The following is a 13,222-nucleotide window of genomic DNA, read 5'->3' as shown; positions in this document are numbered from 1 at the left end:
GGAGCCCACCCAGGGAGCGAATCGTATGAGCGCCATCACCGAAGCCGCCGCCCCGGCCACGCCGCCGGGCAGCCCACTCACCCACCGCCAGGTCTTACAGGTCCTCGGTGGCCTGCTGCTCGGCCTCTTCCTCGCCGCGCTCGATCAGACGATCGTGGCGTCGGCCATCCGCACGATCGGCGACGACCTGCACGGGCTCAGCGCGCAGGCCTGGGTCACCACGGCGTACCTGATCACCGCGACCATCTCGACGCCGCTGTACGGGAAACTTTCCGACATCTACGGGCGCAAGAAGTTCTTCCTGCTCGCGATCGCGCTCTTCGTGATCGGCTCGGCGGCCAGCTCGTTCGCGATGTCGATGTACCAGCTGGCCGCGTTCCGCGCGTTCCAGGGGCTGGGCGCGGGCGGCCTCTTCTCGCTGGCGCTGGCGATCATCGGGGACATCGTGCCGCCCCGGGAGCGGGCCCGTTACCAGGGATACTTTCTCGCGGTCTTCGGCACGTCCAGTGTGCTCGGGCCGGTGATCGGCGGCTTCTTCGCCGGGGCGGGCAGCATCCTCGGCATCACCGGCTGGCGCTGGGTGTTCCTGGTGAACGTGCCGATCGGCATCGTGGCGCTGATCGTGGTGGCGAAAGTGCTGCACGTCGACCAGGAACGGCGCGCGCACCGGATCGACTGGTGGGGCGCGCTGTTCCTCTGCGTCGCCCTGGTGCCGCTGCTGACCGTGGCGGAACAGGGCCGGATCTGGGGCTGGGGCTCGGGCCGGGCGATCGGGTGCTACGCGGTGGGCGTACTCGGCCTGGTGCTCTTCGTCGCCGCGGAGCGCGCGATGAAGGAGGACGCGCTGATCCCGCTGCGATTCTTCCGCAACCGCACGTTCGGCCTCACCGCCGTCGGCGGCTTCCTGGTGGGCATCGGCATGTTCGGCGGGCTCGCGGTCCTGCCGCTCTACCTGCAGATCGTACGGGGAGCCACGCCCACCGAATCGGGCCTGCAACTGCTGCCGCTGACCGCCGGGCTGATGATCGGCTCGGTCATCTCCGGCCAGTTGATCAGCAAGACCGGGCGTTACAAAGTTTTCCCGATCCTGGGCAGCATCTTCGCGGCCGTGGGTTTCGCGCTGCTGCACACCGTCGGGGCCGCGACACCCTTCTGGCGCACGGGCGCTTTCATGGCCGTACTCGGTCTGGGTCTGGGTTTGATCCTGCAACCGATCACGCTCGCCGTGCAGAACGCGATGTCCCCCCGGGAGATCGGGGTGGCCACATCGTCGGCAACTTTCTTCCGTCAGATGGGCGCGACGGCCGGCACAGCGGTGTTCCTTTCCGTTCTGTTTTCCACGGTCGGGACGAACATCGCGTCGGCCCTGCGGGCTGCGGGGCCCAGCCTGCAGCAGGCGCTGGCGAACCCGGCGGTCGCGAGCGACCCGGCCAACAGAGGCATCATCGCGGTGCTGCGCGGCGGGCTGAGCTCGTCGGCGCTCAACGACACGTCGTTCCTGAGCCACGTGGACGCGGTGCTGGCGTACCCGTTCAAGGTGGGCTTCTCGAACTCGATGGACATGATCTTCCTGATCGCGGCCGGGGTGCTGGTGCTGGGCCTGGTGATCTTCCTGTTCCTGCCGGAGCTGCCGCTGCGCACCCAGTCCGGGCTGTCGGCGCGGGCGGCGGAGCAGCAGTCCGCAGTGGAGGCTAGCGTGTGCCCGTGCGAGTGATACGGGGGATGGCCGCCGGCTTGGCGCTCGGCGCCGGCGCGGGATTCGCCAACAGCGTGCCGCTGCTCGGCGCGGTGCGCACGCTGGCCCGGCGGACCGTGCCGGCCTGGCTGATCGTCCCGCTCGGGGCGGTGGCCAACCTGGAGTTGCTCCCGCTGCCCGAGGAGAGCCGGATGGCCGGGCCGGTCTATGTCACCGTGTGGGCGGGCGCGCTGGCCGGCACGGCGCTCGTCGTGGGACGCGCCGTCGGCGGACGCCCGAACCCCCGTCCGATCTCCCGGGGGTGAGACCGGCCGGCCGGGGCCACCTTGACATCCGGCCGGGGCGCGGCGCACCGTGAGCGCGCAGCGTACCCATGGGAGGTCATCGATGTCGTCCGCGCTCAGCCGCCGCGGTTTCCTCGCCGGAGCCGGCGGCATGGCCCTGGCCACCCTGGTCCCCTCCCCGGCCAACGCGACGCCGAAGACGGCTTCCCCGGCCCCCGCGGCGCCGCGATCGAAGACCGCCCTCAGCATCCGGGGCGCCGATCTGTCCTTCCTCCCGCAGCTGGAGGAGGCCGGCGTCCGCTACCGTGACCTGGCCGGACGCGTGCGCCCCGCCGAGCAGATCCTCGCCCACGAGGGCGCCAACTACATGCGTTTGCGCGTCTGGATCGATCCGCCGCCCGGCTACAGCGACAAGGCCCGCGCGCTCGCCCTGGCCCGGCGGGCCCGCAAGGCGGGCATGAAGATTCTGCTCGATCCGCACTACTGCGATTTCTGGGCCGATCCCAGCAAGCAGCCCATCCCGGCGAGCTGGCCCGCCGATCTGGCCGGTCTCACCACCAAGATCAAAAGCTACACCCGTTCTCTGGTACGGGCTTTCGCCGCCCAAGGCACGCCGGTCGACCTCATCCAGATCGGCAACGAGGTGACCAACGGGATCCTGTGGCCGGTCGGGCAGCTCTACCTGCCGGACGGCAGCCAGCAGTGGGCGGCCTTCACCGGCCTGCTCAAGGCCGGCACCGAGGGCGCGCTCGAGGGCTGCGGCGGCCACCGCCTCCGGACGATGCTGCACATCGACAAGGGCGGCCGGATGGGCGACACCCGGTGGTTCTTCGACAAGATGGTCGAGTGGGGCGTCCCGTTCGACGTCATCGGCCAGTCGTATTACCCGATGTGGCACGGCTCGATGGCCGAGCTGCGGGCCAACCTGAACGACTCGGTCACCCGCTACGGCAAGCCCGTGCTGCTGGCCGAGGTGTCGTACCCGTGGACCTTCGAGGACGGCGACGGGCGCGGCAACATCGTCGGGCCCGACGCGTACCTGCCCGATGTGGACCGCTTCCCGGTCACGCCGGCCGGCCAGGCCGCGTTCTACGAGGCCGTGCGCGACGTGCTGGCGCAGGTGCCGGACGGCAACGGCCTGGGCTTCATGGCCTGGGAGCCCGAGTGGGTCCCGGGCGTCGGCTGGCAGCCCGGCGCCGAGGCCTCCAACGACAACCTGACCCAGTTCGACTTCACCGGCCGGGCGCTGCCGTCGATCCGGTCCTATCGTCGCCCCTGACCGGCGCGGTGACCTCAACGCCGGCGGAAACTTTCGCCGGCGTCCGGAGCAGGCGGCCCGTCAACGCCAGCGGAAACTTTCGCCGGCCCCCCGGTACCACGAGCCGGCCCGGCCGCGCGCGGTCAGCACCCTCACAGGTCCATCGCGTACACCCGGACCTGGCGGCCGGTGTCCGGCTGCACCGTCTCCCGCTCCAGCGACATGCCCAGCTTGACCATCACCCGCGCCGACGCGTCGTTGCCGACGACATGGACGCTGACCAGCCGCCGCAAGCCGAGCCCGGCGCGAGTGTGGGCGATCACCGCGCGGGCCGCCTCGGTGGCCAGGCCCCGCCCCCAGTGCCCGCGGCCGAGCCGCCAGCCGATCTCCACCGCCGGCATGATCTCGGGCAGGAAGGCCGGCACCGCCAGCCCGGTGAACCCGGCCAGCCCGCCGGTCTCCTTGACCTCCACCGCGTACAGGCCGAAGCCGTGCTCGTCCCAGTGCCGCCGATAGGCGGCCAGCCGCTCCGCGGTCGCGTCCCGGTCCAGCGGGCGGCCGTCATGGATGTAGCGCATCACCTCGGGCTGCGCGTTGACCGCGGCCAGCCCGTCCAGGTCCGCGTCTTGCCAACGGCGCAACAGCAGCCGCGGAGTCTCGAGAAAACCGGCGGCACCAGAATCTGTCGGGTCGGGCACGTCTTCTTCGTAGCATCACAGCGCACCCGATCAGAAATTTGCCGCCACGTCGTCAGTTCCGGTGGCCCTCTCGTACCGGTGGAAGGATTGACGACATGACCGACGCCCGACCGCTCGGCGCCGACCAGGCCGCGTTCATCGCGGCGGTCCGCGCGGACGATGCCGCGCGGTTCGCGCTGCTGACCGAGCGCCACCGGCGTGAGCTGCAGGTGCACTGCTACCGGATGCTCGCGAACTACGAGGACGCCCAGGACATGACGCAGGAAACTTTCCTGCGAGCGTGGAACAAACGGGAGTCGTTCCGGGGCCACGCGGCCCTGCGGACGTGGCTGTACCGGATCGCGACGAACGCCTGCCTCGACTTGCTGAGGAAGCGCAACGACCGCACACCCGTACCGTCCGAGCTGCCGGACCCCGACTCCGAGGTTCCGTACCTGCAGCCGTACCCCGACCGGATGCTCCCCGCGGACCCGCAGGAATCGGTGGTGGCGCGGGAGACGATCGAGCTGGCGTTCATCGTCGCCGTCCAGCACCTGCCGCCGCGGCAGCGGGCGGTGCTCATCCTGCGCGACATCCTCGGCTGGCCGGCGTCGGAGGCCGCCGACGCCCTCGGGCTGACCGTCGCGTCGGTGACCAGCGCGCTGCAGCGGGCCCGCGTGACCATGCGCGAGCAGCTGCCCGGCCGTCGCCTCGACTGGCGAAGCCCCGCCACCCACGAGTTGTCGGAGGACGAGCGCGGCGCGGTGCGGTCCTACATCGAGACCCACGAGCGCAACGACCTCGACGCGCTGGCGTCCCTGCTGCGCGACGACCTGCGCTTCGCGATGCTGCCCGATCCGGGCACCGTCACCACGACGGCCAAGGACGCGGTGGACGGCTGGCTCTCCGGCGGGCTCTTCCAGCCCGGTCACGACGACTGGCGCGGCATCGCCACCACGGTCAACCGCATGCCTGCCGCCGTGCTGTACGTCCGCACCCCCGGCGACCCCGAGTACCGGCTGTTCGCCGTCGCGGCCCTGCACATCGTCGACGGGAAGATCGCCGAGCTGACCGGTTTCGACGCCGCCGACAAACCATGGCTGGACCTGCCACCGACGCTGTGATGTCGTCCCGGCCGCGGGCTCATCGCCTCGTCTCGTACCGGGTCAGCACTATGCCGCCGGAAAACGTCCGCGTCTCCACCAGGTTCAGGTTCACCCAGCTGTCCAGGGCCGTGAAGAACGGCTTGCCGCCGCCCAGCAAGACCGGCGCGGTGGCCAGCACGTACTCGTCGATCAGGCCGGCCCGCATGGCCGCTGCCGCAAGTGTGGCGCCGACGATGTCCATCGGCTCGCCGTCCTGGGCCCTGAGCCGGGCGATCTCGGCGACCGCGTCGCCGGTGACCAGGCGGGCGTTCCATTCGACCGTGCTGATCGTCGAGGAGAACACCACCTTCGGCATGTCGCGCCAGCGGCGGGCGAACTCGATCTGGGCCGGTGTGGCGCCGGGCCGCCGGTCGGCGGTCGGCCAGTGGGAGCTCATCGTCTCCCACAGCCTGCGCCCGTACAGCGAAAGGCTGGTCGTCCCCACCCGGTCGGACCACCATTGGAACAGCTCGTCGCTCGGCACGCTCCAGCCGAGGTCGTCGCCGGGCGCGGCGACGTAGCCGTCCAGGCTCAGGTTCATCGCGAAGATCAGTTTCCGCATCGTGCCAGCCTCCCGTAGGTCGATCTCACCCCTACAGACGTGTACAACGCGGAAACCTCATCGGTGCGCGATTTGCGTTCGCAGGTAGGCGTCGCTCTGATGGCGACGCGTCCGATGAGCTGTTCGCCTCCCACCCACCGGGCGGCGCGCCGAGATGCTCGAGCGCCGCCCAGCCCAGACACCCGCGGTGACCCTCGACGAGGCAACCCCGGCCCGCATCGACGCCGAACTGGGCAGCTACCCCGAACAAGTACGGCGGACGCTGGCCCAGGACGGTCTCGAGAGATTCCGCCGCCGGCCGCGCAATCTGAGCGTCGCCCTCACGGTGCTCGTCCTCGGATTCGCCGCCTACCAGGCGTTCTGGCCGCACGAGCGGCCGGTGTCGATCGTAGTGGCGATCGACGAGACCGCGGACGGGGCCGACTATCAAACACTGGAGGCGCGCCTGCGAGCCGAACCAGGCGTGGCGGCGGCCGAATACCACACCGGCAGCGAGCTGGACCTGCGCCTCCGATTCGAGCTCACAGACATGGTCGGCGCGCGAGTGACCGCCTCCTACGAGATCACGACCCGCGACCAGACTGCCCAGGACGCGATCGAGTCCGGCACCTTGGCCGACGACCTGCGCCGGCTCCCGGGCGTGTCCGCGCGCGCGAGAGTCTGGGTGGTCACAGCGAGGCCACCTTCCGGTAACGGGCGAGCAGGAGCAGGAAGCTCGCGGCGACCAGGCACGCCGCCTCGATGCCGTAGATCTGGCCGAACTTGCCCACGCCTACGTCGAGCTGGCTCTCCCTGCCGATCAGCCACTCGCCGACGCCTGCGATCAGAAAGGTCGGGCTGGCCAGCCCGGACAGGCTGTTGGCGGTGGTGCTCGGCAGCGAGGCGAGCACGCCGACGACCGGGACCGTCATCATGAAGACCGCCACGATGCCACCGGCGGCGAACGCCTGCTTTCCGGTGAGCGACGCGATCAGCAGGCTGATACCGGCGAACATCACCGCCCACAGCAAGCTGTAGGCCCAACCGGGCAACAAATCCCCGAGCTCGTCGAACACCCCGCTGACGCCGGTCTTGGTGGTGAACGCGGCGCCGAGGAACATGATGAACTGCGGCACGCCGAGCAGCAGCCAGATCGCGGCCATCATGGCGGCGAACTTGGCGATCACGTAGTCGGCCGCCCGCAACGGACGGCTGAAGTAGAGCGGCAGCACCCCGGCCCGCAAGTCCCGGGAGACAAGCTGCGGCGCGACGATCGCCGCGAAGAAGACGATCAGCAAGCTCATCTGGTCGGCGTACTGGAAGTAGGTGAAGAACACCTCGCCGGTGATCGAGCGGGAAGCCGCCACGATGACGGCGACCAGCAGCATGATGCCGGCCACGAGCCAGGGGAAGGTCTTCGCCTTGGCGGAGCGGCCGATCCCGAAGGCGGCGCGCAACCCGTGCACGAAGAGGGCCTGCTGCATCGCGACGCGGCCCAGCCGGGGACCGGAGTACCGCTGGTACCCGATGTCATGGATGACGCCGGTCTCAGACAAGGGGGTCTCCTTCGTGGTGAACAGGGTAGCCGTCGTTCGTATAGGCGTCACCGTGATGGAAGCACGAACGCACAGGACCCTGGCCCGCCGGCCGCTGCACACGCTACCCCGCCCGACCCCGGCGCGATCGAGGTCTCGGCCCAGACGCGCGAGGTCTGGGTCGAGATCGAGGTCGCCGATCTGCCATCCACAACGGACTAGCGGCTGGCGCGGGTGCCACCGCCAGTCGACGGTGAAGCCGCTGCGGACGAAGCCCGCCCTCGGAAAGGCAGCGAAACACCGCCGCTCACGAGAATTTCCTTTGATGTTGGGTCGCCGTAAATAGCGATTAAATGCATAGTTCTCGACCCGCTACAACGGCCGCTCGATTGGAGAGTTGCCGCTCAGTAAACCCACCGTCCAGCAGGCAGTTGAGCGCCATTGGGCGAGGCCACAAGGGGGCCCGGACGGCAAGCCAATGAGACCCTTGTCTCCGCCGACAGCGCTACGGGGGCGACAAACAAAAAACGTCCCTATGCTGGCCACCGGACTACCTATGATCCGATCCCGATACGAGGATTCTCAATGCGTTGGAATTCTGCTCTGGACATCGGCACTGCCGCGGTTGCCGAGGAACAGGAGTTTCTCGACCAGGCCGCGGCCCGGCGCGACAAGCTTGCCGACCACCTACGGGCCGAGCTCTCGGTGGAAGCTCTGGACGCGTTGGAGCGGGCGCGGCTGCGCGTGCTGCGCCAGCACTACGAGGAGCTACGCCGGGCAACCGAGGGCCTGGTCTTCGGCCGCCTCGACGGCCTCGACGGCACCGTGCGGCGCGTTGGCCGGGTCGGCCTCCGCGACGACGACGAGAGTGGCGAGCCGCTACTGGTGGACTGGCGCGCTCCCGCGGCCCGGCCGTTCTACACCGCCACGGCCGTCGACCCTCAAGGTCTGGCCCGGCGCCGGCACATCCGCACGACAGGTTCAGTCGTCGTCGGGGTGGACGACGAGCCGCTCGACGGGACCGTCACGACGGATCTCGTCGGCGAGGGTGCCCTCCTGTTCGCGCTGGACCAGCGGCGCACCGGCCGCATGTCCACGGCGATCTCCACGCTGCAACGCGAACAGGACGACATCATCCGGGCCGAGGCGAGCGGCCCGCTGATCGTTCAGGGCGGTCCCGGCACCGGCAAGACCGTGGTGGCCCTGCACCGCGTCGCCTACCTGCTGTTCGCCCACCCGACGATCGCCGAGCAGGCGGTCCTGGTCCTCGGCCCCTCCCCGCGGTTCCTCGACTACATCGGCCAGGTGCTGCCCGCGCTCGGCGAGACAGCTGTCGTCGCGGCGACCTGCGACACCCTGCTGCCCGGCATCAGCGTAGGCCGCGACGAGAGCCGGACCCTCGCCGAGATCAAGGGCCGCGCCCTCTGGCAACCCGCACTCGAGCATTACGTCGCGTCGCTGCTCCCCCGAGCCCGCGACCTCAAACTGCGCTGGGAGGACGAGCTGCACGTCATCCCCGCCGCGACGGTGGCACAGGTGCTCGCCGCGGTGCACGGACGGCCGTACCACCAGGCCCGCAAGGCGTTCGCCGAGCAGCTGCACCACATCCTGGCCGAAGCCGTCGTCGATCAGCGCGAGGCGCTGATGAACGAGATGGAGGAGGGCTTCGAAGACATCCTGGCCCGCATCGACCGGAGCATGCACTACGACCCCGGTGCCGCCGCCGGCAGCGACGTCGACGGGCTGTTCTCCGACGAGGAGGTGGATAACCTTCGCCAGCGCATCGCGGAGAACGCGGCCATCGCCCGGTTCGTCGAGACCTGGTGGCCGACCCTCGACGCGGAGGCCCTGCTGAGCGACTTCCTGACCGACGGTGACCGGCTGACCCGGTTCGCCCCGCAGCTGTCCCTGGAGGAGATCGCCGCCGTCGTGGCCGAGCCGGCACCGTGGGCATCGAGCGACATCCCCCTGCTCGACGCCGTCGCCGACCTGCTCGGCGACAGCGACGCCCCGCAACAACAGGGCGAGTTCGCCGCCGACCACGCCCGCCGGCGGCGCGGCTGGGTGTACGGCCACGTCGCCGTCGACGAGGCGCAAGAGCTTTCCGAGATGCAGTGGCACATGGTCGTACGGCGTTGCCCCAGCCGCTCCATCACCGCGGTCGGCGACATCGACCAAGCGGAGGCGGCGCACCGGCACACCAGCTGGGCCCAAGCCGTGCAGGCCGTTCTCGGCGACCGCTGGACCCCTGCCGAACTGACCATCTGCTACCGGACGCCGCGTGAAGTCATGGAGCTCACCGAACCAGTCCTGCGGCAAGCCGGCAGCCACAACGCGCCGCCACGGGCCGTACGCGCCTCCGGGATCTCCCCCTGGACGTGCACCGTTACGCCTGCCGAGCTCGGCAACGCAGCCGCCGACGCCGTACGCCAGCTGCGCGAACGGTGGCATGGCGGCACGGTCGGCGTGATCGCCCCGGCCGACCGTATCGCCGAACTGCAGGCCGCGCTGAATGACGACGTACCGGTGCTGTCCGCGGCCCAGTCCAAGGGCCTGGAATGGGACGCGACACTCCTCGTCGACCCCGAGGGCATCACCGCCGAACCACGCGGCTTAAACGGCCTCTACGTCGCGCTCACCCGCTGCACCCAAGAACTAGGACAGCTGGTGCTCGCATAGTTCGTTCGACGGCCAGCTCGGTGAAGCGGAGCCGTTGGATATACGCCGGCGGTTCCGTTTCGTTCTCTGTCCCGACCGCCCCGTCACTCGCGCCGGACGTCGAAGTCGCGGCGACGCCGTACCGGGCCGGCAAAACCGCCGTTTCGAGCCGCACGCCGGGTCGATCACCGAACTCGTCGACGGGCTCGTCAAGCAGATGGAGCCGGATCTCGACCGGCCGTTCTCCATCCTCGGAGAAAGCATGAGTGCGGCGGCCAGCCGCCTTGAACGAGAATACGATCACTCTCCGGCAATATGTTCGTTTCGGGACGTCGAGCCCCGCCCTGTCTTCGGCCATGAGAGTGCATTGGATCTCGGCGGCAACCGATGCGTCACCTTCACCGGACGCCAGCGCAACGGACGATCTAGCTACTGGCACCAGCCGCCCGTGCACCATCCATCCCTAGACGACCCGAAACACCTAAATCGGCAGGTCAACAACTATCGCCAGACGACCGCGCGGGGAGCAGGTTTGGGATGTGTCCGGCATCGTGAAGGACCTGCACCTCGCTCATGTTTGCGCAGCTCAGCGGCGGGCTCTAGCCACCCTCAGAGCCGCGATTCGGGCCCTCCACGTTTAGCACACGACCTGCTCCCTTACCGCACCCCCAGGCGAAGGTGCTGACCACGGTGCAGAACGCAGGAAGGGCGGGCCGCGGCCGGCTACGCGGACGACGGCGGCCGGCCGATCTGAACCTAGCCGCGTGCCCGCAACAGGTCACAGGCTCCGCGCACTTATCGCGGCAGATCCGGTTGCGGATGCGAGTTAAGAACTGTGGGACGCCCCGGCTACGGTGTGTGGTTGTGGATACCCAGTTCGATCTCCACGCGGAGCTTGCCCCGGGTTTGCCTGACGCCGCCGGTGCGTGGCGCTTCATCCGCCTGTTCGCTGCCAACTACGCGAGGCCCATCGTCGGCAGCGACGGCTACGACGATGCGCAGTTGCGGGAGGCCGAGCAACGGCTTGGCTTCCCGTTGCCGGCGTCCATGCGCGCGGCATACGGGCTGATGGGCAAACGTTCTGACCTGACCAGAGGCCAGGATGACCTGCTGACTCCGCACCAGCTCAAGATCGACGACACCGGCCGGATGCTCGTCTTTCGGGTGGAAGCCCAAGGCTGCACGAAGTGGGGCGTCCCGCTATCGGCGGTGGACGAACCCGACCCGCCCGTCTCGTACAGCGGCGCGTCGGACTGGCATCCCTTCCTCGAACGATTCTCCCTCGCCTGCGTGGAGATGGTGCTGTCCGAGTGGATTGCCGGTGGCGCACCGTACGGGATCAACTGTCAGCTGGAGGATGACACCATCGCAATGATGGAGCAGCGGCTCCGGCGACTCCCGCTGCCGGATTATCCGGCCTGGTGGTGGCCGAGCGGCGGGCCGGTGAGGTGGTTCGAGAAGGCCGGAGCAATCCTGCTCGAGCACCCTGGGACCTGGTTGTGGGCAGGAGCAGCATCGCCGGACGGGCTCGCCACGGTCCGGCAGACGTTGCCGGGCGACTGGTCGGACAGCTATGAATAGCGTCGACTGCTCGGCGCTGACCAGCGCCCACGATCAGGGGCAAAGAGTTAACGGTTTCACCGCTTGGGCGCGACGCCATTTCGTTGCCGTCAAGTGCGCTAACGGGGCACGTGATGAAGTACGGCGAGGTACTCGTGGCGCTCGCGCAACAGCTGGCTCCACCCCGGCTGTCGGGTCAGTGGGACAGTCCGATCCCCGACCGTGATGGCGGTGAGTTGCAACCCGGTACCGGCGATCAGGAGCTCAAGGTCCGCGGGTGTGTAGCACCGCAGAATTTGGCTGATCTTGTCGTCCGGGTTGCCAGCCTCCCACCATGTGTCGATGGCCGTGCATGTCAGGGGGTCGAAGACCGTATGCTCGAACAATTCGTGTTCATATCCATGCTCGGGGTCCGCCAGTTTGTGTTCCGCGTCGCCGTCCCACCGAGCCCAGACGAAGGGATTGAAGACATCGATCAAGGCGACACCGCCAGGTCGTAGCCAGTGCGTGGCGAGCTTGTCGAGCAGCCTGCGCTGGTCCGCGTCAGAGCCGACTCCGAAACCGTTCCAGTAGCAAACAGCATCGAACTGCCCCTCCAGACGCACCGCATAGAAGTCGTCCTTCAAGACGGTCAAGGCTCCTGGGCCGACGTCCTTGGCGAAATCGGCGGCAAAGTTGACACGATCACTGAGCCATTCCGGGTAAGGCTCCGTGTGCCGTCGGTGACTGTCCAGAACGTGTAGGAAACGCCCGTACCTGCCCGGAGGAGGCATAAGGGCGCGGAACTCCGATATGAAGCGGACTTCTCACAGAACACGTCAGCCGGAGTCCCGCGCCAGCTATGAGTATCACCTATGCCGCTGCCCTGCCTGTACGCGACGAGACCGTGCTGCGCGTCGCAGCACTGCTGTACGCCGAGCGGCTACGCCGCAACACCCGGTCCGGGCGGCGGGCACTGACCTGCCAGCAGCAGGCCGTCTTCTTCCTGCGCTGGCTGCTGGACGGCACTCGGATCCGGCAACTGGTCGCCGACAACAACATCAGCATGTCCACCGGCTACGACCGGCTGCACGAGACCACCGCGGTCCTGGCCGCCCAGGCCCCGGGCCTGCACGGCGCGCTACTGGCCGCGAAAGCCGCCGGCTACGACTACGTCCTGCTGGATGGCACCCTGATCGAGACCGACCGGGTCTCGACCCCCGGCCCGACCCCCGGAGTGGACCTGTGGTGGTCGGCCAAGCACAAAAACCACGGCGGGAACATCCAGGTCGTGTGCGCCCCGGACGGCTGGCCATTGTGGACCTCACCGGTACGGCCGGGCCGGGAACACGACACCACCTGCCTGCGCGCACATCCCGGCATGCTCGATACCCTCGCCGCCACCCGCGGTGAGCTACGCACCCTGACCGATCTGGGCTACGAAGGCGAAGCCGACACCGTGGTCGTCGCCTTCAAGAAACCGAAGAACAGCGACCTCACCGACCGGCAGCAAACCTTCAACCGCGCCCACAACCGGCTACGCGCCGTCGGCGAACGCGGCAACAGCCTGCTCAAGACCACCTACAAAGCCCTGCGCAACATCAGCCTGGACCCCTGGCGCATCGGCGACATCGTCGCCGCAGCCCTGGTCGTCCTGCACCTCGACCACGCCCGGACCACCTAAAGACCGCTACAAACAGTCAAACGACCGTTACTCGGAATGGCTCACTGATCTCGATCGCGGTCACCGAATGACCGGCCTGCGCCATTACCACGGCCGTGGTTCCGTAGCCGGATCCCAGTTCGAGCACCCGCTTGGGGTGGGCGCCAGCATGCTCATGGAGGAGGGCCACCCGCCGATGATCCCGTTCGCTGATCCGCGCCTCGGC

At 68.8% G+C, this 13,222-nt stretch carries 11 protein-coding genes; 7 read left to right on the top strand and 4 right to left on the bottom strand.

The genetic code is table 11. The features are described from left to right. Positions 1 to 25 precede the first annotated feature (25 nt). The 3 genes from ACFQS1_RS11290 to ACFQS1_RS11280 all read left to right on the top strand — a co-directional run bounded on the left by ACFQS1_RS11290 (position 26) and on the right by ACFQS1_RS11280 (position 3,259). Positions 26 to 1,714 (top strand): MDR family MFS transporter, encoded by a 1,689-nt coding sequence (locus tag ACFQS1_RS11290; RefSeq protein ID WP_378966674.1) that lies wholly within the window; start codon positions 26 to 28, stop codon positions 1,712 to 1,714. Continuing rightward, positions 1,705 to 2,001, top strand: a complete 297-nt coding sequence (locus tag ACFQS1_RS11285; protein ID WP_378966672.1) for a hypothetical protein — start codon at positions 1,705 to 1,707, stop codon at positions 1,999 to 2,001. Before ACFQS1_RS11290 ends, ACFQS1_RS11285 begins: the two co-directional genes overlap by 10 nt. A gap of 82 nt (positions 2,002 to 2,083) precedes the next feature. Further along, the gene (locus tag ACFQS1_RS11280; RefSeq protein WP_378966670.1) at positions 2,084 to 3,259 is read left to right on the top strand and encodes a glycoside hydrolase family 53 protein; all 1,176 of its coding nucleotides are present in this window, start codon (positions 2,084 to 2,086) and stop codon (positions 3,257 to 3,259) included. 131 nt (positions 3,260 to 3,390) lie between these two features. Here the strand turns inward: ACFQS1_RS11280 and ACFQS1_RS11275 are convergent, their stop codons facing one another. Continuing rightward, complete coding sequence (locus ACFQS1_RS11275; protein ID WP_378966668.1) at positions 3,391 to 3,936, bottom strand: GNAT family N-acetyltransferase; 546 nt, start codon at positions 3,934 to 3,936, stop codon at positions 3,391 to 3,393. A gap of 95 nt (positions 3,937 to 4,031) precedes the next feature. On the opposite strand from ACFQS1_RS11275, the gene ACFQS1_RS11270 reads away from it, so the two are divergent. Then, positions 4,032 to 5,039 carry an RNA polymerase subunit sigma-70 gene (locus ACFQS1_RS11270; RefSeq protein WP_378966666.1) on the top strand — a complete coding sequence of 336 codons (1,008 nt, stop codon included), beginning with the start codon at positions 4,032 to 4,034 and terminating at the stop codon, positions 5,037 to 5,039. Between the two features lie 19 nt (positions 5,040 to 5,058). Here the strand turns inward: ACFQS1_RS11270 and ACFQS1_RS11265 are convergent, their stop codons facing one another. Continuing rightward, a complete protein-coding gene (locus ACFQS1_RS11265; protein ID WP_378966664.1) occupies positions 5,059 to 5,622 on the bottom strand; it encodes a dihydrofolate reductase family protein in 564 nt (187 codons plus the stop codon). 668 nt (positions 5,623 to 6,290) lie between these two features. Further along, positions 6,291 to 7,157 carry an ABC transporter permease gene (locus ACFQS1_RS11260; RefSeq protein WP_378966662.1) on the bottom strand — a complete coding sequence of 289 codons (867 nt, stop codon included), beginning with the start codon at positions 7,155 to 7,157 and terminating at the stop codon, positions 6,291 to 6,293. A 564-nt stretch (positions 7,158 to 7,721) separates the two neighbouring features. Here ACFQS1_RS11260 and ACFQS1_RS11255 point away from each other — a divergent pair. Both ACFQS1_RS11255 and ACFQS1_RS11250 read left to right on the top strand, forming a co-directional pair. Then, entirely contained in the window at positions 7,722 to 9,815 is a 2,094-nt protein-coding gene (locus ACFQS1_RS11255; protein WP_378966660.1) for a HelD family protein, read from the top strand. An 843-nt stretch (positions 9,816 to 10,658) separates the two neighbouring features. Then, positions 10,659 to 11,375: a hypothetical protein gene (locus ACFQS1_RS11250; protein WP_378966658.1), complete on the top strand. Its 717-nt coding sequence runs from the start codon at positions 10,659 to 10,661 to the stop codon at positions 11,373 to 11,375. A 98-nt stretch (positions 11,376 to 11,473) separates the two neighbouring features. On the opposite strand, the gene ACFQS1_RS11245 is transcribed toward ACFQS1_RS11250, so the two are convergent. After that, positions 11,474 to 11,980, bottom strand: coding sequence for a hypothetical protein (locus ACFQS1_RS11245; protein ID WP_378966656.1), 507 nt, complete (start codon positions 11,978 to 11,980; stop codon positions 11,474 to 11,476). A gap of 215 nt (positions 11,981 to 12,195) precedes the next feature. Here ACFQS1_RS11245 and ACFQS1_RS11240 point away from each other — a divergent pair, with 215 nt between their 5' ends. After that, on the top strand, positions 12,196 to 13,017 hold the full coding sequence (locus tag ACFQS1_RS11240; protein WP_378966654.1) for an HARBI1 family protein: 822 nt from the start codon (positions 12,196 to 12,198) through the stop codon (positions 13,015 to 13,017). The last annotated feature ends 205 nt before the right edge of the window (positions 13,018 to 13,222 follow it).

It is taken from the genome of Paractinoplanes rhizophilus (genome assembly GCF_042664765.1).
GTDB classification, from domain to species: domain Bacteria; phylum Actinomycetota; class Actinomycetes; order Mycobacteriales; family Micromonosporaceae; genus Actinoplanes; species Actinoplanes rhizophilus.
This window is presented reverse-complemented; position numbering and strand designations above follow the sequence as displayed.

Coding starts and splice junctions, on each gene's coding strand:
- ACFQS1_RS11280 (WP_378966670.1), top strand. CDS start 2,084: ATGTCGTCCGCGCTCAGCCGCCGCGGTTTCCTCGCCGGAGCCGGCGGC.
- ACFQS1_RS11255 (WP_378966660.1), top strand. CDS start 7,722: ATGCGTTGGAATTCTGCTCTGGACATCGGCACTGCCGCGGTTGCCGAG.
- ACFQS1_RS11290 (WP_378966674.1), top strand. CDS start 26: ATGAGCGCCATCACCGAAGCCGCCGCCCCGGCCACGCCGCCGGGCAGC.
- ACFQS1_RS11265 (WP_378966664.1), bottom strand. CDS start 5,622: ATGCGGAAACTGATCTTCGCGATGAACCTGAGCCTGGACGGCTACGTC.
- ACFQS1_RS11240 (WP_378966654.1), top strand. CDS start 12,196: ATGAGTATCACCTATGCCGCTGCCCTGCCTGTACGCGACGAGACCGTG.
- ACFQS1_RS11270 (WP_378966666.1), top strand. CDS start 4,032: ATGACCGACGCCCGACCGCTCGGCGCCGACCAGGCCGCGTTCATCGCG.